The sequence below is a fragment of the Pseudoalteromonas sp. NH0006-26 genome (assembly GCF_057552415.1).
Window position 1 is genome coordinate 41109 of record NZ_BAAJMJ010000013.1, and the last position, 24896, is coordinate 66004.

Genomic DNA, 24896 nt, shown 5'->3' on the forward strand with positions numbered 1-24896 from the left:
ACAAGCAAATACCTTTGCGAATAAAGGAAATACAATGGCTGAAGATACTAATTTAGAAATAGAAGAAGTCAGTAAAAATAAAAGCAAACTCATTATAATTATAGCCGCTGTATTAGTTATTGTTGGCGGTGTAGCTGGTTACTTTTTATTATCGGGTACTGATGAACCCATAGAAACTCTAACAGATGATGCTGCTAGTGGGGAAGTAGCTGCTGCACCATCAAGCTCCTCAGCAACGGTAGGTAGTGCGCTATATGTTGCTATGCCAAGACCTTTTATATTTAATGTCCCAGGGGCGAGTCGCGATAGAATTGTACAAATTAAAGTGCAATTACTGGTGCGCGGGGATGGCAATGAAGAAATAGCTAAAAAACACATTCCACTGATTGAAGGCACGCTATTGAGTGTATTCTCAATGACCACCGCAGATGAACTTAGCACTAGTGTGGGCAAAGAAACAGTGCGCTTTACTGCACTTGATAAAGTGCAAGCTGCAATGATGGATGTGGAAGGAAGTAAAGTAATTGAGCGGGTACTGTTTACCGGCTTTGTGATGCAATAAGGGGCCAGTGTGAGCGATTTATTATCCCAAGACGAAATTGATGCGCTATTACATGGTGTTGATGAGGTCGAAGAGGAAGATATACACGACGGTGAAGATGGTGAGGGAAGTACACTACAGTATGACTTCTCTTCGCAAGATCGTATCGTACGTGGTCGCATGCCGACACTTGAAATTGTTAATGAGCGATTTGCGCGTCATATGCGAATTAGCTTATTTAACATGATGCGCCGCACCGCAGAGGTGTCAATTAACGGCGTGCAAATGATCAAGTTTGGTGAGTATATTCACACCTTATTTGTACCAACTAGTTTGAACATGGTGCGTTTTCGTCCACTAAAAGGCACCGGCCTAATTACTATGGAGGCGCGCTTAGTCTTTATATTGGTAGACAACTTCTTTGGTGGCGATGGCCGCTATCATGCCAAAATTGAAGGGCGTGAATTTACCCCAACAGAACGCCGAATCGTGCAAATGCTACTAAAAATAATCTTTGAAGATTACAAAGAAGCATGGGCACCGGTGATGGATGTGTCGTTCGAGTATCTTGATTCTGAGGTGAACCCCGCCATGGCTAACATTGTTAGTCCAACCGAAGTGGTGGTTATAAGCTCTTTTCACATTGAACTTGACGGCGGTGGTGGTGACTTTCATATTGCGCTGCCGTATTCAATGCTCGAACCTATTCGAGAGCTACTGGATGCAGGTGTTCAGTCTGATACTGAAGATACTGATTTACGCTGGAGTAAGGCGCTTCGTGACGAAATAATGGATGTAGAAGTCGACTTATCGACTCAGCTACTTGAAGTTGATTTAAGCTTAAAACAAATTATGGAGCTTAAGGCTGGGGATATTATTCCTGTTGAAATGCCAGAGCATATTACTGTGTTTGTGGAAGAGTTACCTACATTTAGAGCTAAAATGGGTCGTTCACGCGATAACGTTGCGCTACAAATAAGTGAAAAAATTAAACGCCCTGATTCAGTTAAATCTGAGCTGCATGTCTTTACCAAAGGCGGCAAAAAAATTGATTCAGATGCAGAATTAGCAGAACTAGAAGATGATTTACACCTTTCAAACGGTGTAGACTTAGACTGGTAATTGATTAAAAGGTTAAAAGTATGAGCGATGATCAAGATACAATGGACGAATGGGCAGCAGCACTTGCTGAGGCTGAGGGAACTGATGATAGTGCAGAGGTTAAAGTAACCGAACTTGATGAGCTGGATGATTCAAAACATGAGCTCAGCGGTGAAGAAAAACGTAAACTCGACACTATTTTAGATATTCCCGTAACTATTTCGATGGAAGTAGGGCGTTCTAAAATTAATATTCGTAATTTACTACAACTTAACCAAGGCTCAGTTGTTGAGCTTGATAGGGTTGCTGGTGAGCCGCTTGATGTATTAGTTAATGGTACATTGATAGCACATGGTGAAGTGGTTGTGGTGAACGATAAGTTTGGTATTCGCTTAACAGATGTAATTAGTCAGGTTGAACGGATCAAAAAATTACGATGATAGCATTACTTGGTTTAAGCAATTCAGTGTTTGCAGCTACCGATGCTGCAACACCCACCACAGACATTATTTCAATGGTGATGTCGTTAGGTGTGGTAGTGGTGTTAATTTTAGTGTTGGCTTTTTTTGTTAAAAAGCTCAATCCAAATTTAACCAACAACGATGAGTTTAAAGTGATCCGTAGTCTTCCTCTAGGATCACGCGAGCGATTAATGATTGTTGAAATAGATAACGCTCAGCACCTATTAGGGGTGACCCCGCACAGCATTAATTATTTACATAAGCTAGAAACTCCTTTAACGGAAAAAGAGTTACCAGAATTAGCGAAGCGTTTTGGCAAAATGTTGAACCCGCAACTTAATCAAAATAAAAAGAATTAATATTATGACCAAATGGCTGCTTATCATTCTTGCCATCGTGTTCATTCCTGGTGTTAATGCAGAAGGAATTGATGCGCTAACCATAACCACTAATGCTGATGGCACACAAGATTACTCAGTGACGCTTCAAGTATTAGCGATCATGACGGCAATGAGCTTTATTCCAGCGGCCATTATCATGATGACCTCGTTCACTCGAATTATTGTTGTTTTGGCTATTTTGCGTCAAGCGATTGGCTTACAGCAAACCCCTTCGAATCAAGTTTTATTAGGTATGTCGCTGTTTTTAAGTATTTTTATTATGGCGCCTATTTATGAGCAAATAAACGAACGTGCAATCGAACCGTACTTAAGTGAGCAGGTAACATCGCTAGAGGCACTCGATTTAGCCAAAGAGCCAATGAAAGCCTTTATGCTTTCTCAAGTACGACTAAAAGATTTAGAAACCTTTGCAAAAATAGCTGGGTACGATCAGCTTGATTCACCTGAAGCAACGCCAATGATTGTTCTTATTCCGGCGTTTGTAACCAGTGAGCTACAAACGGCCTTTATTATTGGGTTTATGTTCTTCATTCCCTTTTTGATTGTCGATTTGGTGGTTGCATCGGTGTTGATGGCCATGGGTATGATGATGCTATCCCCCATGATTGTATCGCTACCGTTTAAGATTATGTTGTTTGTATTGGTTGATGGTTGGAGCTTGGTGATGGGTACGCTCGCTAAAAGCTTTGGTTTAGGCACATAGCAGTGCTTTATAAATTGAACCAATCACACTAGGAGTCGCCCATGGAACCTGAAGTATTTGTTGATATTTTAAGTGGAGCCCTGTTTTTAGTGATTAAGCTGGTGTCTGCCATTGTGGTCCCTGGTTTAATTATTGGCTTAGTAGTGGCAGTATTTCAGGCGGCAACCTCAATTAACGAACAAACACTGAGCTTTTTACCGCGTTTATTAATTACCATTGGTGCATTAATTGTGGGTGGACATTGGTTTACTCAAGAGCTGATGGACTTTTTTAATCGCTTAGTACTTCTTATCCCCGAAATTGCAGGTTAACGATGGAGTTTCCATTTTCCGTTGTTATTCAATGGCTAAGTGATTTTTTACTGCCTTTGGTCCGCATAAGCTCAATGATCATGATCATGGCGGGTATTGGCGCCAAAAATGTACCCTCTCGAATTAAAATGGGCTTAGCTGTGGTAGTCACATTTTTAGTAGTGCCTGTTTTACCTCCTGCTACGTTTACTAATTTATTTTCTTTTGAAATGATTTTAGTGGTACTACAACAAATGCTGATTGGTGTCGCGATTGGTTTTGCATCTACACTATTGCTCAATACGTTTGTATTAGCCGGGCAAATTCTTGCTATGCAAACCGGTTTAGGTTTTGCGTCTGTTGTTGACCCTTCAAATGGGATGAGTGTGCCTGCTGTAGGTCAGTTTTACCTTATTTTAGCTACCTTATTATTTTTTGTGTTTAACGGTCACTTAATGATGATTCAAATGGTGGTGCATAGTTTTCAGGTACTGCCAATTGATGGTAATTGGTGGGCGGTTGATCATTACTGGGACATAGTAACTTGGGGTGGTTGGATGTTTACTACCGCACTGGTGCTCTCGTTAGCGCCATTAACCGCCATGCTTGTAATTAATATGTCATTTGGCATCATGACCCGAGCTGCACCACAGTTGAATATTTTCTCGATAGGCTTTCCGTTTACCTTAGTGGCAGGGCTAGTTATTATTTGGGCGACGCTCGGTAACTTTATTACTCAGTTTGAATTCCAATGGTTAAAAATGGTTGAGCTGATGTGTTCACTTGTTGGTTGTTCCCCTTAGGAGAGCGTAATGGCTGAAGATTCAGGACAAGAAAAAACCGAAGAACCCACGCCCAAAAAAGTTGATGATGCCAAAAAGAAAGGCCAAATAGCCCGTTCTAAAGAGCTAGGCACTATGTTTGTGCTTATTTTTTCTGCTATTTCTCTATTAATGTATGGCCCTGAAATTGGCAAAGGCTTGTACCGTATTATGGGCAGAATGCTCAGTCTAAATCGCAATGAAACCTACGACACCACAAAAATGTTTGCGGTGTGGGGTGAAGTGGCCGACGTACTGTTATTTCCTATGTCGATGTTTGTACTTATTATTGTACTGGCTGCGTTTATTGGTAACACCATGCTTGGCGGCTTTAATTTTAGCTGGCAGGCTGCCGCCCCCAAAGCCAGTAAAATGTCGCCAATGAAAGGTTTCACTCGGATGTTTGGTCCGCAAGCGGCTATTGAATTACTAAAGTCACTATTAAAGTTTGGCTTAGTGGCAACCTTCGCCGTATTTTTAATTAATACCTTTTTTGATGAAATTTTACATTTAAGTATAGAAAGCGCGCCGGGCAATATCGTGCATGCTTTGGAAATATTAGCGTGGATGTTTTTAGGGTTATCTTGCACCTTAATTATTATTGCGGCTATTGATGCGCCTTTTCAAAGTTATAGCCATAACAAACAGCTTAAAATGACCCTGCAAGAAGTAAAAGACGAGTATAAAAACTCCGAGGGTGATCCGCAAATCAAAGCGCGTATCAGGCAAACTCAACGTCAAATGTCGCAAAAGAGAATGATGCAGGATGTGCCAGACGCCGATGTTATTGTTACCAACCCTACTCATTACTCAGTCGCTTTAAAATACGACACAGAGCGAGCAGGCGCCCCCATTGTACTAGCCAAAGGCGTTGACGAGCTTGCTATGCAAATTCGTAAAATTGCTTTGGGTAATGAAGTGCCCATTGTTGAGTCGCCTACTTTAACGCGAGCGCTTTATCATACCGCTGAAGTAGGGGAGCAAATTCCCGATCAGCTCTTTACTGCAGTTGCCCAAGTACTTGCCTATGTATTTCAACTTAAACGGTTTAAAAAAGGCCGTGGAAAACGCCCTGTCGCACTTAATAAAAAGCTGCCAATCCCCGATGAATTCAAGTATTAACCGCTAACCAACTAACTTGGAATAGTTATTGCAATTTCAGCGTAGTGTCAATTTTTTGAAATTGTAGAGTTATGGAATTTAAAGCGGTATTACAACAACTTAATAAAGATAAAAAAGAATATGCAAAGGGCGTTGGTACACCGCTTTTAGTGTTAGCTGCGCTAGGAATGGTTATTTTACCACTGCCTCCATTTCTGCTTGATATATTATTTTCGTTTAATATCGCGCTCGCATTAGTTGTATTACTAGTTACGGTATACACCATGAAACCGCTTGAGTTTGGCATGTTTCCAGCGGTGTTGTTAATCGCCACGATTATGCGTTTAGCACTTAACGTAGCCAGTACCCGGGTAGTACTGCTTGAGGGTCATAATGGTGGGGATGCTGCAGGTAAGGTAATTGAAGCATTTGGCTCGGTGGTGATTGGTGGTAACTACGCTGTTGGTTTAGTGGTATTTTTAATTCTGATCATCATCAACTTTGTGGTAATCACCAAAGGTGCAGGGCGTATCTCTGAAGTGTCAGCGCGCTTTACCCTTGATGCTATGCCGGGTAAGCAAATGGCGATTGATGCGGATATGAATGCTGGTTTTATTAGCGCTGAGCAAGCCAGAGAGCGCCGTGAAGAAGTAACCCGTGAAGCTGACTTTTATGGCTCTATGGATGGTGCTAGTAAATTTGTAAAAGGCGATGCTATTGCTGGCATAGTCATTTTAGTGATCAATATTGTAGGCGGCTTATTTGTTGGCATGATCCAACACGATTTAAGTTTTTCGCGCGCTATGGAAGTGTACACATTATTAACCATTGGTGATGGCTTAGTAGCGCAATTACCGTCGTTACTACTTTCAATTGGTACTGCAATTGTTGTAACTCGTCAAAATGAATCGCACAACATGGGCGATCAGTTTAAGCAGCAGCTAGGTAACGAAAAGTCGTTATTTATTGCCTCAGGTATCCTTATCACTATGGGCTTAGTACCCGGTATGCCACACCTTGCATTTTTAAGCTTAGGAGCACTTTTAGGCTACCTTGCATACTACACCCAACAAAATAAACTTAAATTAGCGGCTGCTGAAGCCGAAGAAGCTGAAAATGCAGCTTCAGGTACTGGGATTGCAGCTAAACAAGAGCAAAAAGAACTGGGCTGGGATGATGTACAACAAGTTGATGTAATAGGCTTAGAAGTAGGTTATCGCTTAATTCCTCTGGTTGATCAGTCACAAGGTGGTGAGCTATTAAACCGCATTAAAGGGGTGCGTAAAAAGCTATCTCAAGAGCTGGGTTTTTTAGTGCCGCCTGTGCATATACGCGATAATCTTGAGCTCGACCCAAATGCATACCGCATCACCATGATGGGCGTATCAAGTGGTGAGGGAGAGCTTAAACACGGTGATGAACTGGCAATTAACCCAGGCCAAGTATTTGGTCCGCTAAAAGGCATTGAAACCAAAGACCCTGCATTTGGTTTAGATGCGGTATGGATAAAACCAGATCAAAAAGATGAAGCGCAATCTTTAGGTTATACCGTAGTTGATTCAGCAACTGTTGTAGCCACTCATATTAGCCAGTTACTGACTAATAGTGCCGCTTTATTACTTGGCCATGAAGAAGTACAAAACTTATTAGATATGTTAGGTAAGAGCCATCCTCGCTTAGTTGAAGGGCTAGTACCTGAGGTATTACCGCTAACCACTATCGTTAAAGTGCTACAAAACTTGTTAAATGAAGGGGTAGCAATACGTGATATGCGCTCAATTGTTCAAACCCTTGTTGAATATGGCCCTCGTAGCCAAGACCCTGATGTATTAACGGCTGCAGTGAGAATATCGTTGCGTAGATTAATCGTTCAAGATGCTGTTGGTATGTCTTCTGAAATCCCTGTCATAACCTTGGCGCCTGAGTTGGAACAGATGTTGCATCAGTCACTTCAAAATGCAGGTGATGAAGGTGCCGGAATAGAACCAGGACTTGCTGATAGACTTCAAACATCATTGAATGAAGCGCATCAAAATCAAGAAATGGCCGGTGAACCTTCAATATTGCTAACGTCAGGAATGTTGCGCACTGTGTTATCTCGATTTGTTAAATACACCATTCCAGGATTGAGAGTGATGTCTTATCAAGAGATACCAGATGAAAGACAGATCAAGATTGTCAGCTCTGTAGGCCAACAATAAGATTTTAAAGGGGTTTGAATTATGAAAATTAAACGTTTTTTTGCTAAAGACATGCGCACCGCACTAAAAGAAGTAAAAGAAGAGCTTGGTGTTGATGCGGTTATTATGTCAAATAAGAAACTAGCTAATGGCGTTGAAATTGTTGCTGCTGTTGATTACGACAAAGCCGCGACAAAAGCGCCAGAGCAGCCTCAAAGCCAACCAGCTGCAAGAGCTTCATTTGCGCATACTGAGAGTTCACATAATTTTGTAAAACCAGAACCTCAACGCGCTCAACCTAAGCCACAAGCAAAGGTCGCAGACAGTTTACAAGCTTTATTAGAACGTCAATCTCCCCGTCCTCGTTCAGCAGAGCTTGCGTCGATGTTTTCACAATCTGGAATTGACACCTCTGGTCATTACCAAGAACAAGAAGCTGTTCAATCTCGACCTAAAAATATGTTTGAACGTGAACAAAGCGCGCCTGCACGTCCTCGCACCCAAGCTGATAGCTTAGGTTTTGATGATTTAGACAGTGGCTTTGACGATTTAGACTCACCGAGTGTATCGCGTCAGCAAACGATGCAAAACGAGTCGAGTGATATAACCACCATGCGCGAAGAAATGAACGCAATTCGTCAATTACTAGAACATCAAGTATCAGGTTTAATGCAACAAGATATGGCACGTCGTGATCCAACCCGTGCCTGCATGATTGACCGTTTAGTGGGTATGGGAATAGATAAAGACGTTGCTGAGCAGATGGCATGCTTTGTACCCGACGATGTATCTCGCCAACAAGGTTGGAAAGCCTTATTGAATATGGTTGAAGATCAAATGCAAACCACTAACAATGAAATACTTCGCCAAGGTGGTGTTTATGCATTAGTAGGCCCAACAGGGGTGGGCAAAACCACCACTGTTGCAAAATTGGCAGCATTAGGTGCGCAAAAGTACGGTGCTGATAAAGTTGCGCTTATTACGACTGATACCTACCGTATTGGTGCCTATGAGCAGCTAGCAACTTATGGTCGAATTATTGGCTGTGGCGTAAAACAAGTCAAAGATGCAAATGAATTAGCAGAAGTTTTATACCATTTACGAAATAAACGTCTAGTCTTAATTGATACAGCAGGAATGAGTCAGCGAGATTTACGTTTAACTGAGCAACTTAATACCTTAATGCGTAATCAGCGTGTGGATATACGTAGTTATTTAGTATTAAGTGCAACAGCACAAATTAATGTATTACAAGAAACCGTAAGGCACTTTAAAAAGGTACAGCTCAGTGGGTGTATTTTTACTAAGCTAGATGAGTCATTGAGTTTAGGTGAAATTATTAGTATTGCGATTCAAAACCGCCTCCCAATAGGGTATCTTACTAATGGTCAGCGAGTACCAGAAGATATTAGAGTGGCAAATGCCGAAAAACTAGTAAAAAAAGCTGAGCAATTGTATTTAAAAAGAATAAAAGCACAACAATCACGACACCAATCAGTGGCGTCGAGCACAGTAGAGATGTATGATTAACACAGTTTTAGATCAAGCAAGCGGCCTTCGCAAAATGAGCAATAATAATAACGGCGTAAAAGTTATCGCTGTCACCGGCGGCAAAGGTGGAGTGGGTAAAACAAACGTATCCCTTAACACGGCAATCGCGTTAGGCCAACAAGGCAAGCGTGTGCTTGTATTAGATGCTGATTTAGGATTAGCCAATTGTGATGTTATGCTTGGATTACGCGTTGAGCGTAATTTATCTCATGTTTTATCAGGTGAGTGTGAACTCGAAGATATTTTAGTTGAAGGCCCTGCAGGCATAAAAATAGTGCCTGCAACATCGGGTTCGCAAAGTATGGTTGAGTTATCACCTTCAGAGCACGCGGGACTGATACGTGCATTTAGTGAGCTTAACACCGATTTTGATATTTTAATTGTAGATACCGCTGCGGGTATTTCTGACATGGTATTGAGTTTTTCTCGCGCCGCACAGGATGTGGTTGTGGTGGTCTGTGACGAACCAACCTCAATTACTGATGCCTATGCGTTAATAAAAGTGCTGAGCCGTGAGCACGGTGTTTACAAATTTAAAATTGTTGCCAATATGGTGCGTAGCTTACGTGAAGGGCAAGAATTATTTGCTAAACTTTCAAAAGTAACCGACCGATTTTTAGATATATCAATGGAGCTGGTTGCAACGGTTCCTTATGATGAGAATATGCGCAAATCAACGCGTCGCCAAAAAGTGATAGTTGAAGTTTTTCCAGGGTCTCCTGCTGCGATTGCTTTTAAAACACTGGCGACAAAAATTGCTAAGTGGCCAACACCTAGTCAAGCCTCGGGTCACTTAGAGTTTTTCATTGAGAAGTTAGTTAGTAACTAACAATGACAATACCGGTGAATAGAGCTATGGGATATCAGTCAACACAGAATTTAAATATGATTGTTGAAAAGCATGCCTCATTAGTCAAAAAAGTGGCGTGCCATTTAATTGCTCGTTTACCGGCCAGTGTGCAACTAGATGATTTGATCCAATCAGGTATGATTGGCTTAATAGAAGCTTCTAAAAACTTTGACGCAAGCAAGGGCGCAAGTTTTGAAACCTTTGCGGGTATTCGCATTCGTGGTGCAATGATAGATGAAATGCGCCGAGGTGATTGGGTTCCACGTTCAGTTCACAGAAAAAGTCGCTTGGTAGCAGAGACAATAGTTGCCCTTGAAAGCAGTTTAAACCGTGAACCCAAAGATATTGAAGTTGCTGAAAAACTTGAAATTTCGTTAAATGAGTACCATCATATTTTAAACGATGTAAACGTAAGTAAAGTTTTAGGTATTGAAGACCTTGGTATTGACGATGATGTGATTACACCTCATGGTCAAGATTTAGCACTAGACAAACCTTTCAATAATGTTAAAAATGAACGGTTTAATGAGTCTTTACTCAGCGCGATAAAGTCGTTACCGGAAAAAGATGCAATGGTGCTTTCTTTGTACTATAACGATGAAATGAATTTAAAAGAAATTGGGCATATACTCGATGTTAGTGAGTCGCGTGTAAGTCAGATACATGGTCAGGCGATGATTAAGCTTAAAGCAAAGATCAATGACTGGATAAACTAGAAGTAAGTAAATAAAGGTTCAGGCCTCACTGGAGGATGTTTTGGATAAAAACATTAAAATTCTTGTTGTTGATGATTTTTCGACGATGAGACGTATTATTAAAAACCTGTTGCGCGATTTAGGTTTTACCAATGTTCAAGAAGCAGATGACGGGTCAACTGCTTTACCTATGTTGCAAAATCAAGTGTTTGATTTTGTGGTAACAGATTGGAATATGCCAGGCATGCAAGGTATTGATCTTTTAAGGGCAATTCGAGCTGATGAAAAATTAAAGCATATCCCTGTTTTAATGGTAACGGCAGAAGCTAAAAAAGAACAAATAATTGCTGCGGCCCAAGCAGGTGTTAATGGTTATATTGTTAAACCATTTACTGCAGGTACATTGAAGACTAAATTAGAAAAAGTGTTCGAACGCTTAGGTTAATGAGAGGGAGAGGCTTATGTCAGCACCTGCTGCGCCTCAGATTACTTTAGAACAAGCTCGCCAATTAGTGGCTTTTTTAGAAAATGGTGAGCAAGATAAAGCGAATCAGTTAATTTTAGAAACAGCTTCACAAGAGCAATCACAGTTATTTGCTGAGGTGGGTAAGTTAACGCGTCAACTGCACGAAGCTTTAAAAAGCTTTGAATTAGATACGCGATTAACAGACATTACCACTGATGCCATCCCTGATGCTAAAAAACGCCTCAACTATGTTATGGAAATGACAGAAAACGCAGCCAACAAAACGATGGATGCGGTTGAAGCAAGCTTACCTTTAGCGCAAGAAATTGCTGACGAAATAGCTGATATCAAGCCAACATGGGATCGGTTAATGAACCGTGAAATTGAGCTTGGTGAGTTTAAGTCACTTTGCCATAGCATTGATAAGTTTATGAACAGCTCTCATCATAAAACGGATGAGTTACAAATGTTGATGACCAATGTATTGATGGCTCAAGACTATCAAGATTTAACTGGTCAGGTTATTCGTCGTGTTATTGAACTTGTGCGTGAAGTTGAAGAGAGCTTAATCCACTTGTTAACTGCATTTGCGGCGCAAGGTGAGGTTGAGCAAGTACAACCAACTGAACAACCAGAAGAAACAGAAGATTCCATTGTTGCACAAACACTAGCAGGTCCAGAAGGGCCTATTATTGATAAAGAATCGCGTAATGATGTTGTATCTGATCAAGATGAAGTTGATGATCTATTATCAAGTTTGGGCTTCTAATAGGAGAGTACTGCATGAGCTTTGAAGTCGATGAAGATATTTTACAAGACTTTTTAGTAGAGGCCGGAGAAATCCTTGAGCTTTTATCTGAACAGTTAGTAGAACTGGAAAACAACCCAGATGATACTGAACTACTAAACGCAATATTCCGTGGCTTCCATACCGTTAAGGGTGGTGCCGGATTTTTGGCAATGACAGAGCTTGTTGATGCATGTCATGGTGCTGAAAACGTGTTTGATTTATTGCGCCAAGGTGTAAGAACAGTTAACTCTGAATTAATGGATGTTATTTTACAAGCACTTGATACCATTAATGAAATGTTTGCCACAATTAAAAATCGTGACCAGCCAGAGCCTGCAGATCCAGAGTTACTTGCAGTACTTCACAAGCTTGGACAACCACCAACGGCTGAAGAACTCGCCGGCGATCCTGCAGTTGAAGACATAGCTCCTGTTGAAACTCCCTCGGTAGAACCTGAACCTGTAGTTGAGCAGCCAAGCAATGATGCGGAAGAAGATCCGTTTGCTTTTGATGAATTATTTAGCGGCCCAGATACTAGTAGTACAGATTCTCAGATTGATGAGATCACTGAAGATGAATTTGAAAGTCTACTTGATGAACTTCATGGAAAAGGGCAAGCCCCGCAAGAAAAACAATCCTCATCAAGCGACAGTGATGTCAGTGGCGATATTACAGATGATGAATTTGATAGCTTATTAGATGAGCTTCATGGTGTCGGTAGTTTTGGTGAAGTAACTCAAAACGCCCCAAGCACACCACAGCAAGCACCATCAGCTCCTACAGCCTCGCAAAATAATGATTCAAGCGCGAGCGATGATGAAATAAGTGATGATGAGTTTGAAGCTCTGCTAGATGAGTTACACGGCAAAGGTGCACCTAAGTCGATAGAAACACCGGCTCCTGAAAGTAAACCTGAACCCGTAGCCGCTAACAAACCAGCGCCTGTTGCTGCAGCAAAACCACAGCCCAAGCCAGAGCCAGCCAAGCCGGTACCGGCTGCACAGCCTGCAAAAGCAGCTCCCGCTAAAAAAGCAGCGCCACCACCGGCAGAAACAACAGTACGTGTTGATACAAAACGCCTAGATCAAATAATGAACATGGTAGGTGAACTGGTACTTGTGCGAAATCGTTTAGTAAGTCTAGCGACTAACTCTGATAGCGAGGCCATGGGTAAAGCAATCTCTAACTTAGATGTAGTGACTGCTGATATCCAAGGTGCGGTAATGCAAACACGAATGCAGCCAATTAAAAAAGTATTTGGCCGTTTTCCTCGCGTGGTACGTGATTTAGCACGAACACTGCAGAAAGATATTAATTTATTACTTGTCGGTGAAGACACCGATTTAGATAAAAATTTAGTCGAAGCATTAGCAGATCCATTAGTGCATTTGGTTCGCAACTCGGTCGACCATGGTATTGAAATGCCAGATGTTCGTGAAGCATCAGGTAAACCAAGAACGGGTACTGTGACTTTATCTGCTTCTCAGCAAGGCGATCATATTCTACTTACCATCCAGGATGATGGTGCCGGAATGGATGCTGAAAAGCTTAAAAAGATTGCGATTAGTAAAGGCGTGCTTGATCACGACCAAGCGAGTCGCCTTTCTGATACTGAAGCGTATAACCTTATTTTTGCGCCTGGCTTTTCAACCAAAGAAGAGATATCAGATATTTCCGGCCGGGGCGTTGGTATGGATGTGGTTAAAACAAAAATCACTCAGCTCAATGGCTCGGTAAATATTAAATCAGAGATGGGCGTAGGGACTACTTTAGAAATTAAAGTACCACTTACTCTGGCGATACTGCCCACCTTAATGGTAGTGGTTGGCGAACAAACCTTTGCGTTGCCACTGGCAGGTGTTAGTGAAATATTCCACTTAGATTTAACAAAAACTAATGTGGTTGATGGCCAGCTAACTATTATTGTTCGTAAAAAATCGATACCGCTGTTCTATCTTGAACACTGGCTCATTAAAGGCGCTGATAGAGGACAACGAAAAGCACAAGGCCATGTGGTGATTGTGCAAATAGGAACTCAAAAAGTGGGGTTCGTTGTTGACTCGCTCATTGGTCAAGAAGAAGTGGTGATTAAGCCTTTAGATGCATTACTTCAAGGGACGCCAGGTATGGCAGGTGCAACAATCACCTCTGATGGTGGTATTGCACTGATATTAGATGTGCCGAGTATGCTAAAGCATTACGCTGGATAATAAAAAGTAGGCATAAACGTTATGCCTACCCATTCATTGAATAAGAGAGCGAAATGGCTGTTAAAGTTTTAGTAGTTGATGATTCAAGCTTTTTTCGCCGCAGGGTGAGTGAAATTCTTGAACAAGACAGCGGCATTGAGGTTATAGGTTTCGCTGTTAATGGTCGAGAAGCGGTCGATAAAACAGCTCAGTTACGACCCGATGTGATCACCATGGATGTTGAAATGCCAGTGCTTGATGGCATTAGCGCAGTTAAAGAGATCATGGCGAGTAACCCCACTCCTATTTTAATGTTCTCATCGTTAACACGTGCTGGGGCATCTGCCACCTTAGATGCACTTGATGCCGGAGCGATGGACTTTTTACCGAAAAAGTTTGAAGATATTGCCCGTAATAACGATGACGCAATTAAGTTATTACAAGATAAGGTAAAGGAAATAGGTCGCCAGCGCATTGGTAGAATCACAAGAGCGCCAGCATCTCCTAGTATAAGTAAACCTGCTGCAAGCACGTCAGATCGCTTTTCTAATCTCGCTAAAAAGCCAATTGTTCAACCTGATCGCAGCTTTAATAATGCAGCTCCTACACCAACCAGTAGTAGCACATCAGCGCGCGCCAGTGGTAAGCAATATCAATTAGTTGCTATTGGCACATCAACAGGCGGACCGGTTGCACTGCAAACTATTTTGACTCAGTTGCCTGCTAATTTTCCACACCCAATACTCCTCATACAGCATATGCCTGCGGCATTCACACCTGCGTTTGCAACCCGATTAGATAGCTTGTGTAAAATTAAAGTAAAAGAAGCGCAACAAGGCGATAGACTCCAACCTGGTTGTGCTTATTTAGCGCCGGGCGGGCAGCAAATGATGGTAGAAGGGCGGGGGTCAAACAGAACATTACGCGTATTTGAAGATAAAAATGAACGAGTAAGCTATAAGCCTAGTGTTGATATTACCTTTGCCAGTGCGGCAAAAGCGTATCAAGGCGATGTCCTTGCCATTATTTTGACTGGTATGGGGGCGGATGGTCGTGATGGTGCTCGCATGCTTAAACAATCTGGCGCTACAATTTGGGCTCAAGATGAAAAAAGCTGTGTTGTATATGGTATGCCCCAAGCAGTAGCAAGTGCAGGATTAGCAAATGAAAGCTTAGGTCTTCATGATGTAGCGGTGCGCCTCAAAAGAGAGGTTGGCTGTGGATAAGCTTTCTGTTTTAGGATTATTGGTTGCACTAGGCGCTATTGCAATCGGTTATTCTTTAGAAGGAGGTGTGGTATCTGCGCTGTTTAATGGGCCTGCGCTAATTATTGTATTAGGCGGCACATTGGGGGCCGTGATGTTACAAACATCAGCCAATACATTTAAGAAAATGCTCAGTATTACTCATTGGGTTTTTGTCACCGATGACCACGATATTGAAGATGCGATTGAGCAAGTAAAGCGCTGGTCACATAAAGCCCGCCAAGAGGGTTATTTAGCCCTAGAAAACGAAGCGCTTACTCACACTGATCCTTATGCCGCTAAAGGACTGAGTTTATTAGTTGATGGCAGCTCTGACCAAAAGCTTCGTGATACCCTGGAAATAGATTTATTACTTGAACGAGAACGACTGCTTGAAGCTAGTCGTGTATATGAAGCGATGGGGGGTTACAGTCCAACTATCGGTATTTTAGGTGCAGTGCTTGGACTTATTCAAGCGATGTCATTTATTAACGATCCTGAGCAACTAGGAACGGGTATTGCCACTGCATTTATCGCTACTATATATGGCGTAGGTTTAGCTAATTTACTGTTTTTGCCCATGGCCAATAAATTAAAGCAACGGGTTGAGCAAAAAATGCTTTACCATGAAATGCTAGCTGAAGGCGTTATTGCCATTAGCCAAGGTGAGAGTCCTATTAATATTGAATTAAAGCTTGAAGCTTACCGTGTCGAACGTCCTCTTTTACAGGGCCATTAGCGGTTATGTTACGCCGTCGCTTACGTCATCAAAACGCCAAAAGCCAACATACTGAGCGTTGGCTAGTCTCTTATGCAGATTACATGACCATTATGTTTGCATTTTTTGTTGTATTGTATGCTATTGCAATAAACAAAGAAGACAATATACGAGTTTTATCTAACTCTCTTGAGCATGTTTTTGATAAGTCAGCGAAACAATTTTCTCAGCAAGGTAAAGGGGTAAACGGCGATGCTTTGTTGCTTGAAAGAGTGACTCCTGAAGTTGAGGTTTTATATGGCGAAAGTATTCAAAAACAAGAACAAGGGCCGGTGTTGCTCGATGGTCAAAGTGACAATAGCAATATCAGCCAACGTCACTTAGGTAAGCCGCTCGATAGTTTACTGGTCAAGCTACAATCGTCTCTGATTGATGAGATACGCAGTGGTGAGGCAAGCCTAGAGCTTAGCCAAGATTGGTTGGTTATTGAGCTTAATTCTGGGTTGTTATTTGCCAGTGGCAGTGCTGTTGCGCATAATCAAGCCAAAGAAGTTGTAAAAAAGATTGAAGCAATAATCGCACCTGTCGATAACTATATAAGAGTGCGTGGGTACACAGATAACGAAACCATACGCAATGAAATATTTCGCTCTAATTGGGAGTTGTCGGTGGCACGTGCAACATCAATATTAGTTGAGCTAGAGCGTTTGGGAATTGAATCTGCACGCATGGCTATTGAAGGGTATGGCCAATATTCACCTTTTGCCGATAATGATACCGAAGCTGGGCGAGCTGAAAACCGCAAAGTAGTGATTGCGCTTTCTAAATACGGCTTGGTTTCAGAGTCATCGAATGAGGATACTGAGCAGCAAGTCCCTGAGGAAGCTAAACCAACAGAAGTTGAGTTGCCTACTCAAGACGATACAATAAAAATAATTCGCTTAGAGCATGGTGGCATTCGTGTTACCACGCGTAATGAACAGTAATTAGGATGTAATGTGAAAATCTGGACTGTAGCCAATCAAAAAGGAGGGGTAGGCAAAACCACCACAGCGGTTAGCCTTGCTGGGATCCTTGCGCTTCAAGGTAAGCGTGTTTTACTGATTGATACCGATCCGCATGCATCATTAACTTATTACTTTGGCATTGATTCAGAAGATTTAGAGGTCAGTGTTTACGATATTTTCACTCGCGGCTCAAGCATGAAAAGCGAAGAAATATTGCAAGCATTATGCCCCTCAACCATAGAAAACCTTGATATTCTACCTGCCACTATGGCAATTGCTACACTTGACCGTAGTATGGGTAATAAAACGGGAATGGGCCTGATTTTAAAGAAAACATTGGCTAAAATTAGCGAGTATTACGATTATGCAATTTTAGATTGTCCGCCCGTTTTAGGGGTGCTGATGGTCAATGCGCTTGCAGCCTGTGAAAGAGTATTGGTGCCAGTACAAACTGAGTTCTTAGCGCTTAAGGGGCTTGATAGAATGATGCGTACTATGGAGTTAATGCAAACCTCGCAAGCGAAAAGCTATGAATATACTATAATTCCAACTATGTATGATAAGCGCACCAAAGCATCACTTGAGGCCTATAAAACATTACAAGATACGTACAAAGAAAAAGTGTGGCCAGGTGTGATTCCTGTTGATACAAAATTTAGAGATGCGAGTTTAGCGCAAAAGGTGCCTATTGATTTTTGCCCTAATGCGCGTGGAGTCTATGCTTACAAAGCATTGCTTGAATATTTAATAAAACAAGGTTAATAAATGAGTAAGCAATTATTTGCTAATGAAAAAGTAGTCACTCAGTATTTAGGGGCGTTATTATCTGATGACGAACCAACGAAAGACCTTGAGCCTGTTGCTAAGCTTCTTCAGCAGGTTGCCTATGAAGAAGAGCAAAAAGAGCAATCACTGCAGGTTGAGCCTGTAGTTGAGCCCGTTGTTGAAGTTGAAAAACTTAATGAACAGGTAAAGAGTGTAGAAATAGAATCCCATCAAGCGCAACAGCCTGAACCTGTGCATGATGTAGCACTTGAAAGTGAGGCTGAGTACTTCGATGGTGAATTCCAGGCACTATTCTTCGAGGTGGCAGGGCTCACTTTAGCAGTACCGTTAAAAGCGTTAGGCGGCATTCATGAGCTTGGCGAAGTGAATCATTTATTTGGCAAACCTAAGTGGTTTAAAGGTGTCATGATCAACCGAGAAGAAAAGCTCAATGTTGTTGATACTGCGCGCTGGGTTATGCCTGAAAAGTACGATGAGCAGTTAGAAGCGTCTTTAAACTATCAATATCTAATCACTTTAGGTGATAGCCAGTGGGGTTTATTAGCAGAAAAACTAATAAATAACATTACATTGAGTAAAGAAGATGTAAAATGGCGTACAAATAACAGTAAGCGCCCATGGCTTGCTGGAGTAATTAAAGAAAAAATGTGTGCTTTAATAGATGTTAATAATTTAAATGCACTATTAGAGAAAGGCTTAGATAGCCGTCACAAGTAATGACCATTACGAGGTAAGAGCATGAGTGAAGATAAATTACTGTCAGCCAAGAAAAATGCAGATAATAATGATGAAATTTTACAGTGGGTTACGTTTAAGCTAGAAGATGAAACTTATGGCGTGAATGTAATGCAAGTGCAAGAAATACTGCGTTACACCGAAATTGCTCCTGTACCAGGTGCACCTTCGTATGTGATTGGTATTATTAACCTACGTGGTAATGTTGTTACCGTTATTGATACTCGCTCTCGTTTTGGTTTACCTGATATTGAAGCGACCGATAACTCACGTATTTTGATTATTGAAGCTGAAGAACAAGTGATTGGTATTTTAGCTGATAGCGTATCTGAGGTTGTGTATTTACGCAGCTCTGAAATTGATAGCGCACCAAACGTAGGTACTGAAGAAAGTGCTAAATTTATTCAAGGTGTGTGTAACCGCGATAATGAGTTACTTATTTTGGTTGATTTAAATAAATTACTTAGTGATGACGAATGGGATGAGTTAAGCGATATATAAGCTTCTCTACATAAAATTATGTTATTACTTGGTATTGCAATTGCGGGTTTAGTCTTTGGGCTATTCTCGTTGCTGTTAATTGTGATGTTTAAAAAGCGGTATGCGAATGAGCTTGACGCACAATTACAGCAATTTAAAGATTCATCAGAGCAGATTGATATTTTACGTAGCGAAGTCTCTGAGTTACGAACTGGGTTACTAAGTATTGGTAAACGAGTGCTTGAGGTAGAACAACAAAACCAAGAGCTTATACAGCAACAAGCTGCTCAAAAATACGATGATCCAGATGCTAAAATTTACTCTCGTGCAGTAAAAATGGTTGAGTTAGGTGCCGATTTAGATGAGGTTATTCGCGAATGTGAATTACCCCGCGCTGAAGCAGAACTGTTATTTTCTTTACATAAACAAAAAGGCGCTTAGCGCCTTTTTTGTTTTTATCACATTGGATTATGCTTTTATATTGAGCTTTCCTTGAAAGTCTTGCCATCCGGGCGGAAATTTTCCTCTTACCACATATGAAAAAGCAATCAGCTCAGCAATAACAAAGTAAAGCTCTTTAGGGATTTCTTCGCCGAGCTCTAATTTCGAGAGTGTATTTGCAAGTGCTTCATCTTGATGGATTAGAATTCCTTTATCTTTAGCTAGGGCAATAATTTCATCTGCCAGCTCGCCAAATCCTTTAGCGCTAACGGTGGGTGAATTGCCTGCCTCGTAGAGTAATCCAATTGCTGAATTGCTTTTAAATGAATCCGTCATGACTAAACCTTAATATTTATAATGGCATGGGATTGGTAAAATGCTTGATGGCTGTCATCTGCTCGTTTTAAGTTTAGGTCGCCCACTTGCAAGCCCTGTTTTGCCAATTTTGAGCGTAAATTATCAAGGTGTGGATGAGCCAACGCGCTTACAGCTTGAGTGGACGCTAATAACTGACAATCGATTGCTTTGTCCATCAGCTCTGCGGTTATTTGCAGTTTACCTAGTTCTGCATAATCAAAATTCAACCTTACAAACCACGCATTTTTATCCGCTAATTTACCGTTGTTTGGCTTTTTATATTGCCCTAACGATATTTCTGTTTGTGCCGCTTCAGGGGGCAGTTTCATGGGTAATAAAAATTGCACCAAGGAGTTAGTGTCAGGCTGCTGGCTCAAAACGGGTGCTTGTACTTGGCTTAAGGTGCTTTTGATTTGTGTTAATTCGCCTGCTAATGCTTGCACTTGTGGTTGCTGTAACTGCTCTAATAACTTATTGGCACTATTACCTACTTTAAAGGTGGGTAATAAAACCTGAAGCAAGGCTTCTAAACCGCTTTGATTATTGATGCTAATCGCTGTTGGATTATGATTAATAATTGGTGCAGCTAAAATACTTAATGAAAGTTGTTCTACACCTCGATTAAACGAGCTTTGCAAGGTGTCATTGGGCAGTTGTGTCGGCTTTATAGTGCTGAGTATTTCACGTTGTATGGTGGTTGGGTGTAAATTACTTTCTGACAACATTCGGTTAAAAGCCTGATTAACCAAGCGGTTTAAATCAGTACCCTGATCAGTCATCTTAGCTACAATGGTGTTCAGTTGGCTGCTTAAAATGTGTTTGTTAGCTTCTTTTTGCTCTATTGGAGCGGCTGCACTTTGTTTTAAAACGGTTGCCAATAATAGCTTTTCCAGTGGCTGTAAATGATTAACGGCTGCTAAGGTGCTATTAGTTGTTTGTGCTGGCAGGGTAACAACAGGATGTGAGTCTGTATGTGTTGTCGACGCTCGCTGTTGCCATAAGGAGATACTGGCTTTTATCTGCTGGGTAAGTTGCACTAAAGGGGGGGCTGTGCTCAAAGGACTTTTTAATTGCGTTATGTCTATTTTTTGCGTTGGCGCGAGCCATTTTTGCTGTTCATTAACAACAGTGCTTGGTTTTTGAGATGCGTTTAATACCGTGGTAAATGGCTTGCTTTCAAAATGTTTTACCGCATCTAAAATACGCGTTTTAAAATCAGCAAAACTGCTTTTTAGCCATGATTGAATTGGACTATTAACGGTACTAAGTGGGTGAGGTTTAATTTTTTGCGAATCGTTAGCAATTTGTGGTTGCTGTGAAAGCATTTCATTAAATGGTTTACTAAATGAGTTTTTAAGCTCCACGGTTATATTTTGATAAGCGGTTTTAATTAATAGTTTATCTGCTTGGCTGGTAATAGTTACCTTAGTCGGGGTTATGGGTAGCTCAGATAATTGTTGATGACTTAAGTTAATATTTAACGAGCCTATTGCGGTATTTGGATTTAACACCGCAAATTTGGGCGTAGCATGAAGCTGAGCATGACCTAAATTGTTAGCAACTAATTGTGTTAGTTTTGCTTGGCTTAAAGGTTGAGAATGCACAAGGTCAGCAAAACGATTAATAATATTTAGTCGTGTACCTTTGCTATCAGTCTCAATTATACCTTTTAGTGAGGGCTCTTGTGCTAGTAATTGCGCCACTTGTTTATTAATGGCAATACTGGCATTAAATTTTTCAATCACCAGTTTTGGCGTTGGTTTTAATATGACTTGTATCGATAGCGGATTATTTTGAATATCACTCTGGGTGTTTATAAAATTTAAAAATCGTTGTAACTGAGCCGGTTGTTTAATTGATAAGGTACTGTTGTTAGGAATAATAGTTAAGCTTTTACCATCTGCACTTAGTTGTATGTTAGCACTCGCTATTTTTTCAACGTTTGTTGGAGTTTCATTGACCGTGAGTCGAATTGTTTGCCAATGCTTATTCATAAACACATCTAAGGTTACTGACTCTTTAGAAAACTGAATGTTTTTAGCCGCCAGCACTTCTTCAGGCAATGTCGGTAACACAGGTTGACCTGAATTGCTTGTTTGATTACTAACCTGTGGGTTAGTCAATGTAATGTGCGTTGGTGTATTCATTATTTTATATCAAGTTTTCTTTATTTTAAGTAAATCGATTCTAAAGCAATATTCGTATTACCCTATCATTATGGTAGACTTACCGCTAATTTTTGGCAGAGAGAATCGTCATCTTGTTACACATTAAGTCCGTTACTTGTATCAAGCAAGAGCGTTGTTTGTTTGATGAACTTAATTTTAGCCTTAAAAGCGGTCAAATCATGCAGTTAGCTGGTCCTAATGGGGCAGGTAAAACATCGTTATTGCGCATTGTTGCCGGTTTTTCGCTGCCAGATGAAGGTGATATTTTATACCTTAATCAATCTATCAAAAAATATTATGACGAATACGCCAGAGACTTATTATATATAGGCCATAAAACAGGTGTGAACGTACAACTCAGTGCACTTGAAAATGTAACACATTGGTTGGCTATTAATGGTTACGTTGACACCCCTGACTTATACTCTTTATTAAGTAAGCTAGGTTTGGTAGGGCTGGAAGATGTGCCTGTTAGAACCTTATCGGCGGGTCAACAAAGACGAGTAGCTTTGGTCAGATTATGGTTATCTGAAGCTAAGTTGTGGATTTTAGACGAACCTTTTACTGCGCTCGATAAAAGTGGCGTTGCCTTTTTACAGCAACGTTTTACTGAGCATTTATCAAAGGGGGGCGCCATTTTGTTAACAACACATCAAGACCTAACCACCCATTTTAGTGACTTACAAACCTTGACTTTGGAGTACCGCCACTAATGACACGACAGCACTCATATTGGCAGTTATTTGTCGCGGTATTTAGTAAAGACGTTAAGCTCGCTTTTCGTCAGCGTGCTGAAATAGTCAATCCCATCTTATTTTTTTTAATTGTTATCTCGTTATTTCCATTAGCGATAGGGCCTGAGCCTGGGTTGTTATCAAGAATGGCGCCGGGCATTATCTGGGTTGCGGCTTTATTATCAACCATGCTTGGACTCGATAAACTATTTAGAGACGACTATAACGATGGCTCTTTGGAGCAACTAATTGCTTCTTCGTATCCTTTATCATTAACCGTATTAGGTAAAGTTGCGGCTCATTGGGTGATCACCGGTTTACCGCTAGTGCTAATGACGCCTTTATTTGCTTTACTACTAAATTTAGAAACGACGGCCCTAATGGCCACGTTATTAACGCTATTATTGGGAACTCCTTTATTGAGCTTTATTGGCGCGATAGGAGCAGGCCTAACGGTGGGATTACAAAAAGGCGGTATTTTAATGAGCTTACTAGTGCTGCCTTTGTATATCCCGGTTTTAATTTTTGCAACTTCCGCTATTGATACCAGTACTATGTCGCTGGATTACAGTGGTCAGCTTGCAATCCTAGGTGCCATGTTAGTCGTTGCGATTATTAGTGCGCCAATTGCCATATCATCAGCATTAAAAGTGAGTGTAAGTTAATATGTGGAAGTGGTTACATCCGTATGCGAAAGCAGAGCGAGCATATCAATTATGCAATACTCTACTGCCATATTTTGCAGTAGTTACGGTCGTTAGTATGATTGTTGGTTGGGTTTGGGGATTAGGTTTTGCCCCTGCCGATTACCAACAAAAAGACAGTTACCGTATTATTTTTATTCACGTGCCCTCCGCTATTTTATCTATGGGCGCCTATTCATCAATGGCGATTGCTGCCATTGTTGCCTTGGTATGGCAACTACGTAATGCCGAGCTTGCGGTAATTGCAATCGCGCCTGTTGGTGCGTGTATGACAGCAATTGCTTTAATTACTGGTGCTGCATGGGGTAAACCAATGTGGGGCGCGTGGTGGGTATGGGATGCTCGGCTGACTTCTGAACTTATTTTATTATTTTTATACTTAGGGGTGTTGTCTTTGTACCATGCCTTTGAAGATAAAAAGTCAGCAGGTCGCGCCGCGTCTATTTTAGCCATTGTAGGGGTGATCAACCTACCTATTATTCACTTTTCGGTGGAGTGGTGGAATACCCTGCACCAAGGGGCGAGTATCACTAAGTTTAATCGCGATGCGGTTGACCCTAGTATGTTTTGGCCATTAATGATTAATATTTTAGCCTTTGCCGCGTTTGTCGGTACGGTGACTTTAATTCGTCTTAAAAATGAAATTTTACACCGTGAAAAGCACCGCCCATGGGTGCGACAGTTGTTAACTAAGGGGTAATTATGCAGTTTGACTCGTTTTCAGATTTTATTGCAATGGGAGGCTATGGTTTTTATGTATGGCTTTCTTTTGGTACATGTGCATTGATTCTATTAGGTATTTTATTTAGCTCGTTACGCGACAAAAAACAAATTTTAGCGTCGGTTGAGCAACAAATTGCACGTGAAACTCGAATTAAAAATTCTAAGCAGGAGCAAACCTCGTGAACCCTAGACGTAAAAAACGCCTTTTGGTTATTATCGCCGTACTCTTTGGTATTGGTGGATCAATAGGTTTAGTGTTGTACGCCTTACAAGAAAATATTAATTTGTTTTACACCCCCAGCGAATTAATTGATGGTAAAGGTCCCAATAAAGAAAAGCCGTTTGTAGGCCAAAAGCTGAGAATTGGCGGCATGGTAGTGCCAGGCTCTGTGATCAGAAATGAACAAAGCTTAAAAGTAAGCTTTAAGCTGATTGATACGGGGCCATTGGTAACGGTACGCTATCAAGGTATTTTGCCTGATTTGTTTCGTGAAGGACAAGGGATTGTTGCGCAAGGTGTGTTAGTTGAGCCTAACGTGATTGAAGCATTTGAAGTGTTGGCTAAGCATGATGAAGAATATATGCCGGCAGAAGTTGCTGAGGCAGTAAAAGGCATTAAGCACGAAAAGCCAAAATATAACTTAGATAGTGGGAGCTGA

General features: G+C 41.2%; 29 protein-coding genes. 27 read left to right on the forward strand and 2 right to left on the reverse strand.

Annotated elements, in window-relative coordinates:
* Positions 1 to 34 precede the first annotated feature (34 nt).
* From fliL to AC27JR_RS15780, 22 genes are all read left to right on the forward strand, one after another.
* Positions 35 to 562 carry a flagellar basal body-associated protein FliL gene (gene fliL, locus AC27JR_RS15675; RefSeq protein WP_131691401.1) on the forward strand — a complete coding sequence of 176 codons (528 nt, stop codon included), beginning with the start codon at positions 35 to 37 and terminating at the stop codon, positions 560 to 562.
* A gap of 9 nt (positions 563 to 571) precedes the next feature.
* A complete protein-coding gene (gene fliM / locus AC27JR_RS15680; protein ID WP_010387912.1) occupies positions 572 to 1663 on the forward strand; it encodes a flagellar motor switch protein FliM in 1092 nt (363 codons plus the stop codon).
* A 20-nt stretch (positions 1664 to 1683) separates the two neighbouring features.
* A complete protein-coding gene (fliN, locus tag AC27JR_RS15685; RefSeq protein ID WP_008112193.1) occupies positions 1684 to 2082 on the forward strand; it encodes a flagellar motor switch protein FliN in 399 nt (132 codons plus the stop codon).
* Positions 2079 to 2462, forward strand: coding sequence for a flagellar biosynthetic protein FliO (gene fliO, locus AC27JR_RS15690; RefSeq protein WP_487174110.1), 384 nt, complete (start codon positions 2079 to 2081; stop codon positions 2460 to 2462). Before fliN ends, fliO begins: the two co-directional genes overlap by 4 nt.
* Before the next feature lie 4 nt (positions 2463 to 2466).
* Entirely contained in the window at positions 2467 to 3207 is a 741-nt protein-coding gene (fliP, locus tag AC27JR_RS15695; protein ID WP_008112196.1) for a flagellar type III secretion system pore protein FliP, read from the forward strand.
* Between the two features lie 41 nt (positions 3208 to 3248).
* On the forward strand, positions 3249 to 3518 hold the full coding sequence (locus AC27JR_RS15700; RefSeq protein WP_008112198.1) for a flagellar biosynthetic protein FliQ: 270 nt from the start codon (positions 3249 to 3251) through the stop codon (positions 3516 to 3518).
* A 2-nt stretch (positions 3519 to 3520) separates the two neighbouring features.
* Positions 3521 to 4300, forward strand: a complete 780-nt coding sequence (fliR, locus tag AC27JR_RS15705; RefSeq protein WP_487174111.1) for a flagellar biosynthetic protein FliR — start codon at positions 3521 to 3523, stop codon at positions 4298 to 4300.
* A gap of 9 nt (positions 4301 to 4309) precedes the next feature.
* A complete protein-coding gene (flhB, locus tag AC27JR_RS15710) occupies positions 4310 to 5440 on the forward strand; it encodes a flagellar biosynthesis protein FlhB (protein ID WP_487174113.1) in 1131 nt (376 codons plus the stop codon).
* A gap of 71 nt (positions 5441 to 5511) precedes the next feature.
* Positions 5512 to 7620 carry a flagellar biosynthesis protein FlhA gene (flhA, locus tag AC27JR_RS15715; RefSeq protein ID WP_076918267.1) on the forward strand — a complete coding sequence of 703 codons (2109 nt, stop codon included), beginning with the start codon at positions 5512 to 5514 and terminating at the stop codon, positions 7618 to 7620.
* A gap of 21 nt (positions 7621 to 7641) precedes the next feature.
* A complete protein-coding gene (flhF, locus tag AC27JR_RS15720; protein WP_076918266.1) occupies positions 7642 to 9129 on the forward strand; it encodes a flagellar biosynthesis GTPase FlhF in 1488 nt (495 codons plus the stop codon).
* Positions 9122 to 9979 carry a MinD/ParA family ATP-binding protein gene (locus tag AC27JR_RS15725; protein WP_487174115.1) on the forward strand — a complete coding sequence of 286 codons (858 nt, stop codon included), beginning with the start codon at positions 9122 to 9124 and terminating at the stop codon, positions 9977 to 9979. The genes flhF and AC27JR_RS15725 overlap by 8 nt, the downstream gene beginning before the upstream one ends.
* Before the next feature lie 26 nt (positions 9980 to 10005).
* Positions 10006 to 10716 (forward strand): RNA polymerase sigma factor FliA, encoded by a 711-nt coding sequence (locus AC27JR_RS15730; protein WP_036933071.1) that lies wholly within the window; start codon positions 10006 to 10008, stop codon positions 10714 to 10716.
* Positions 10717 to 10756: 40 nt separating this feature from the next.
* Positions 10757 to 11140 carry a chemotaxis response regulator CheY gene (cheY, locus tag AC27JR_RS15735; RefSeq protein ID WP_008465395.1) on the forward strand — a complete coding sequence of 128 codons (384 nt, stop codon included), beginning with the start codon at positions 10757 to 10759 and terminating at the stop codon, positions 11138 to 11140.
* A 16-nt stretch (positions 11141 to 11156) separates the two neighbouring features.
* Complete coding sequence (locus tag AC27JR_RS15740) at positions 11157 to 11930, forward strand: protein phosphatase CheZ (protein ID WP_008465396.1); 774 nt, start codon at positions 11157 to 11159, stop codon at positions 11928 to 11930.
* A gap of 14 nt (positions 11931 to 11944) precedes the next feature.
* Positions 11945 to 14161: a chemotaxis protein CheA gene (locus tag AC27JR_RS15745; RefSeq protein ID WP_487174116.1), complete on the forward strand. Its 2217-nt coding sequence runs from the start codon at positions 11945 to 11947 to the stop codon at positions 14159 to 14161.
* Between the two features lie 53 nt (positions 14162 to 14214).
* Complete coding sequence (locus tag AC27JR_RS15750) at positions 14215 to 15366, forward strand: protein-glutamate methylesterase/protein-glutamine glutaminase (protein ID WP_487174117.1); 1152 nt, start codon at positions 14215 to 14217, stop codon at positions 15364 to 15366.
* Positions 15359 to 16123, forward strand: coding sequence for a flagellar motor protein (locus AC27JR_RS15755; protein WP_008465400.1), 765 nt, complete (start codon positions 15359 to 15361; stop codon positions 16121 to 16123). Before AC27JR_RS15750 ends, AC27JR_RS15755 begins: the two co-directional genes overlap by 8 nt.
* 5 nt (positions 16124 to 16128) lie before the next feature.
* Positions 16129 to 17088: a flagellar motor protein MotB gene (locus tag AC27JR_RS15760; protein WP_487174118.1), complete on the forward strand. Its 960-nt coding sequence runs from the start codon at positions 16129 to 16131 to the stop codon at positions 17086 to 17088.
* Positions 17089 to 17100: 12 nt separating this feature from the next.
* Complete coding sequence (locus tag AC27JR_RS15765) at positions 17101 to 17871, forward strand: ParA family protein (protein WP_055013038.1); 771 nt, start codon at positions 17101 to 17103, stop codon at positions 17869 to 17871.
* 3 nt (positions 17872 to 17874) lie between these two features.
* A complete protein-coding gene (locus AC27JR_RS15770; RefSeq protein WP_131691396.1) occupies positions 17875 to 18612 on the forward strand; it encodes a chemotaxis protein CheW in 738 nt (245 codons plus the stop codon).
* Between the two features lie 21 nt (positions 18613 to 18633).
* A complete protein-coding gene (locus AC27JR_RS15775) occupies positions 18634 to 19131 on the forward strand; it encodes a chemotaxis protein CheW (protein WP_008112225.1) in 498 nt (165 codons plus the stop codon).
* An 18-nt stretch (positions 19132 to 19149) separates the two neighbouring features.
* Complete coding sequence (locus AC27JR_RS15780; protein ID WP_076918260.1) at positions 19150 to 19551, forward strand: DUF2802 domain-containing protein; 402 nt, start codon at positions 19150 to 19152, stop codon at positions 19549 to 19551.
* Positions 19552 to 19578: 27 nt separating this feature from the next.
* Here the strand turns inward: AC27JR_RS15780 and AC27JR_RS15785 are convergent, their stop codons facing one another.
* Positions 19579 to 19887: an EscU/YscU/HrcU family type III secretion system export apparatus switch protein gene (locus AC27JR_RS15785; protein WP_008465407.1), complete on the reverse strand. Its 309-nt coding sequence runs from the start codon at positions 19885 to 19887 to the stop codon at positions 19579 to 19581.
* 2 nt (positions 19888 to 19889) lie between these two features.
* Positions 19890 to 22055: a flagellar hook-length control protein FliK gene (gene fliK / locus AC27JR_RS15790; protein WP_487174119.1), complete on the reverse strand. Its 2166-nt coding sequence runs from the start codon at positions 22053 to 22055 to the stop codon at positions 19890 to 19892.
* Positions 22056 to 22168: 113 nt separating this feature from the next.
* Between fliK and ccmA the strand changes: the two genes are divergently transcribed.
* From ccmA to ccmE, 5 genes are read left to right on the forward strand one after another with little or no spacing between them, the layout of a single operon-like run.
* Positions 22169 to 22789, forward strand: a complete 621-nt coding sequence (ccmA, locus tag AC27JR_RS15795; protein ID WP_076916065.1) for a cytochrome c biogenesis heme-transporting ATPase CcmA — start codon at positions 22169 to 22171, stop codon at positions 22787 to 22789.
* Complete coding sequence (gene ccmB, locus AC27JR_RS15800) at positions 22789 to 23475, forward strand: heme exporter protein CcmB (RefSeq protein ID WP_054201703.1); 687 nt, start codon at positions 22789 to 22791, stop codon at positions 23473 to 23475. The genes ccmA and ccmB overlap by 1 nt, the downstream gene beginning before the upstream one ends.
* 1 nt (position 23476) lies before the next feature.
* Positions 23477 to 24214 (forward strand): heme ABC transporter permease, encoded by a 738-nt coding sequence (locus AC27JR_RS15805; protein WP_036985043.1) that lies wholly within the window; start codon positions 23477 to 23479, stop codon positions 24212 to 24214.
* Between the two features lie 2 nt (positions 24215 to 24216).
* Positions 24217 to 24420, forward strand: coding sequence for a heme exporter protein CcmD (gene ccmD / locus AC27JR_RS15810; protein WP_008112240.1), 204 nt, complete (start codon positions 24217 to 24219; stop codon positions 24418 to 24420).
* On the forward strand, positions 24417 to 24896 hold the full coding sequence (gene ccmE, locus AC27JR_RS15815) for a cytochrome c maturation protein CcmE (protein ID WP_008112242.1): 480 nt from the start codon (positions 24417 to 24419) through the stop codon (positions 24894 to 24896). Before ccmD ends, ccmE begins: the two co-directional genes overlap by 4 nt.

Excerpts from the sequence above, each read along its gene's own strand:
- fliR (WP_487174111.1), top strand. The coding sequence starts at position 3,521 with ATGGAGTTTCCATTTTCCGTTGTTATTCAATGGCTAAGTGATTTTTTA.
- AC27JR_RS15725 (WP_487174115.1), top strand. The coding sequence starts at position 9,122 with ATGATTAACACAGTTTTAGATCAAGCAAGCGGCCTTCGCAAAATGAGC.
- fliO (WP_487174110.1), top strand. The coding sequence starts at position 2,079 with ATGATAGCATTACTTGGTTTAAGCAATTCAGTGTTTGCAGCTACCGAT.
- fliN (WP_008112193.1), top strand. The coding sequence starts at position 1,684 with ATGAGCGATGATCAAGATACAATGGACGAATGGGCAGCAGCACTTGCT.
- AC27JR_RS15745 (WP_487174116.1), top strand. The coding sequence starts at position 11,945 with ATGAGCTTTGAAGTCGATGAAGATATTTTACAAGACTTTTTAGTAGAG.
- fliL (WP_131691401.1), top strand. The coding sequence starts at position 35 with ATGGCTGAAGATACTAATTTAGAAATAGAAGAAGTCAGTAAAAATAAA.
- AC27JR_RS15775 (WP_008112225.1), top strand. The coding sequence starts at position 18,634 with ATGAGTGAAGATAAATTACTGTCAGCCAAGAAAAATGCAGATAATAAT.
- fliK (WP_487174119.1), bottom strand. The coding sequence starts at position 22,055 with ATGAATACACCAACGCACATTACATTGACTAACCCACAGGTTAGTAAT.
- ccmB (WP_054201703.1), top strand. The coding sequence starts at position 22,789 with ATGACACGACAGCACTCATATTGGCAGTTATTTGTCGCGGTATTTAGT.
- AC27JR_RS15730 (WP_036933071.1), top strand. The coding sequence starts at position 10,006 with ATGGGATATCAGTCAACACAGAATTTAAATATGATTGTTGAAAAGCAT.
- ccmD (WP_008112240.1), top strand. The coding sequence starts at position 24,217 with ATGCAGTTTGACTCGTTTTCAGATTTTATTGCAATGGGAGGCTATGGT.
- AC27JR_RS15780 (WP_076918260.1), top strand. The coding sequence starts at position 19,150 with ATGTTATTACTTGGTATTGCAATTGCGGGTTTAGTCTTTGGGCTATTC.
- flhA (WP_076918267.1), top strand. The coding sequence starts at position 5,512 with ATGGAATTTAAAGCGGTATTACAACAACTTAATAAAGATAAAAAAGAA.
- flhF (WP_076918266.1), top strand. The coding sequence starts at position 7,642 with ATGAAAATTAAACGTTTTTTTGCTAAAGACATGCGCACCGCACTAAAA.
- AC27JR_RS15740 (WP_008465396.1), top strand. The coding sequence starts at position 11,157 with ATGTCAGCACCTGCTGCGCCTCAGATTACTTTAGAACAAGCTCGCCAA.
- flhB (WP_487174113.1), top strand. The coding sequence starts at position 4,310 with ATGGCTGAAGATTCAGGACAAGAAAAAACCGAAGAACCCACGCCCAAA.
- AC27JR_RS15700 (WP_008112198.1), top strand. The coding sequence starts at position 3,249 with ATGGAACCTGAAGTATTTGTTGATATTTTAAGTGGAGCCCTGTTTTTA.
- AC27JR_RS15770 (WP_131691396.1), top strand. The coding sequence starts at position 17,875 with ATGAGTAAGCAATTATTTGCTAATGAAAAAGTAGTCACTCAGTATTTA.
- AC27JR_RS15750 (WP_487174117.1), top strand. The coding sequence starts at position 14,215 with ATGGCTGTTAAAGTTTTAGTAGTTGATGATTCAAGCTTTTTTCGCCGC.
- AC27JR_RS15760 (WP_487174118.1), top strand. The coding sequence starts at position 16,129 with ATGTTACGCCGTCGCTTACGTCATCAAAACGCCAAAAGCCAACATACT.
- fliP (WP_008112196.1), top strand. The coding sequence starts at position 2,467 with ATGACCAAATGGCTGCTTATCATTCTTGCCATCGTGTTCATTCCTGGT.
- AC27JR_RS15805 (WP_036985043.1), top strand. The coding sequence starts at position 23,477 with ATGTGGAAGTGGTTACATCCGTATGCGAAAGCAGAGCGAGCATATCAA.
- AC27JR_RS15785 (WP_008465407.1), bottom strand. The coding sequence starts at position 19,887 with ATGACGGATTCATTTAAAAGCAATTCAGCAATTGGATTACTCTACGAG.